3 protein-coding genes are annotated in these 2037 nt (G+C 57.5%); all 3 read left to right on the forward strand.

The genetic code is table 11. The features are described from left to right. The first annotated feature begins 136 nt into the window (after positions 1-136). Positions 137-895 carry a GMC family oxidoreductase gene (locus tag ROE7235_RS19400; RefSeq protein WP_121097668.1) on the forward strand — a complete coding sequence of 253 codons (759 nt, stop codon included), beginning with the start codon at positions 137-139 and terminating at the stop codon, positions 893-895. A gap of 33 nt (positions 896-928) precedes the next feature. After that, on the forward strand, positions 929-1132 hold the full coding sequence (locus ROE7235_RS21060) for a GMC oxidoreductase (protein ID WP_370743993.1): 204 nt from the start codon (positions 929-931) through the stop codon (positions 1130-1132). Between the two features lie 345 nt (positions 1133-1477). Beyond that, entirely contained in the window at positions 1478-1723 is a 246-nt protein-coding gene (locus ROE7235_RS20025) for a hypothetical protein (RefSeq protein ID WP_147434290.1), read from the forward strand. The last annotated feature ends 314 nt before the right edge of the window (positions 1724-2037 follow it).

Consider the following 2037-nt stretch of genomic DNA (forward strand, 5'->3'; position numbering starts at 1 on the left):
GAAATGGCGCAAACTCGATGGCCGGAACCGCCTGCCCGAGATCATCCAAGGGGTTGAGTTCCGCGACGGCCTCCGCCACGTTCAAGCCGCCGCCTGATCAGGCGTCACCAACTTCTGCGCATATCTCAACGGGCATGTGACGGGTGTCAACTATCTTGAATATACCGGCACCACGGGACACTACCAGACAACGCGCAAGACGGTTTCTGGCAAGATCGTCATACTGGCCGCCCATGCGGTCGAGACGGTCAAGATCCTGCTCATGTCGAACGGTGGGCGCGGCATCGCCAACGGGTCGGGCCAGTTGGGGTGCAACCTGATGGATCATCTGTGCTATCTGGGCTACGGGCTGAACACCGTGCAGGGCTTTCCCTATCGCGGCCCGCGCAGCGGTTCGGGTATCGAAAGCCTGCGTGACGGCCCGTTCCGCAAGCATCGCTCCGCGTGGCGCGTGGATGTCGGAAATGTCGGCTGGGAGTGGTCAGATGACGACCCGTTGACCTCTGCCCGCGATTTTATCTTCGGCGACAACAACTCTCGGCTGAACCCCGATTGCGCACAACTGTTCGGCTCGGCGCTGGTCGAGCGGGTCAACACGTTCAACACGCGCATGATGCGCCTGTGCTACCTTGTCGAACAGGAACCGCAGGCGACCAACAAGATCACACTGTCTGACCACTATGTGGAAAAGCTTGGCCTGCCACGCCCCAAGGTTAATTATTCCGTCACCGGCAGCGAATATACACTGCGCGGCATCGTGGCCGCACAGCAAGCCACAGATCTGATCTTCAAGAAAATCGGTGCCAACCCGTTTTTTCCCGGAAGCGGGATGAACTACTCCCAGTTCATCGACGAACCCGGCTATCCGGGCATCGAATTCGTGCTCGATGGTTAGGAATATAAGGTCAACCTGTACGGGGCAGGGCACATCGCCGGCACATATCGGATGGGCAGCGACCCCACTAATTCTGTCGTTGATGCAGAGTCGCGGTGCTGGGACCACAGGAATCTGTATTTGCTGGGCAGCGGGACGTTCCCAACCATTACCACTGCGAACCCGACCCTGACCATCGCCGCACTGACATTCCGCGCATCGCGCGCCGTGCTGAAGGACCTAGCCCACTTGGGGTAAAGCAATCGCGCGAAGGGCGATGTCAACAAAGGCCATGTCCACGCCGCATGGCAAACCGATATAATCGGAAACCGCACAGACCCCCTTGATAGCCGGGTCCGCCTGCTGCCGCCTCTGGACGGGGTGCGACGCTATTTATACAGCATTTCAGGGTGTTGGTGGCGGAGAGAATGACTCCAATACTAAACCGGCTACTTTGGTCGCTTGGATCGACGCTGGGCGACACGAACATTCCAGAAATCTTGAGACAGTATCCGGCCCCATACCGATATGGCGCAGTTTTTTCCGATCTGGCCGGAATCCGCCTCCATACAACGCCCGAAAGCATAAGCCGATGAAGCGTTGATGGAAACGGCAGTTGATCGACGACTATCGCTCGATTTCGTGACCGATGACGCGGGTTACGCGCGTCCATGGAATATCCACTTCACCGAAGATGCGCGTAGCCCACTGAATGACTTCCGTAAAACGGTGCGTGAGTGGGAAGCCGGGGCCGAAGGCCTGATGCTTTCCATTGCGGGTAAATTCCCGGGTATGATGATCCACCTCCGGGCTTCAGCATTCTTTCCAAAAAGAGTTGGCCACCGCTAGCGAGGCCGGGTTGGCGGTCAATCTCCGACATGAGGGCTTGGGCGCGATTGCGGCGCCTATGGCACCGACCAAGGGGGAGGTGGCATGCCGCTTGTCAATGAGGTTCGGTCGGTTCATGAAAACCGCTTTGACAACACGAAAATCCCGCGCCCATCAGGGTGGTGTCACTGGTTCGTAATGGGGATAATGGCGGAGCGGACGCGACCTCCGTCGAACCTTATCCGGCCCGTAAGATATTGATGTTATTTTATTATCTATTTCGGCGCCGAATATTGCCGTCTCTTCCTCATCAAGCTCGGCAATGATGCAGTTTG

This window comes from Roseinatronobacter ekhonensis, assembly GCF_900499075.1.
In the GTDB taxonomy this organism is placed as follows: domain Bacteria; phylum Pseudomonadota; class Alphaproteobacteria; order Rhodobacterales; family Rhodobacteraceae; genus Roseinatronobacter; species Roseinatronobacter ekhonensis.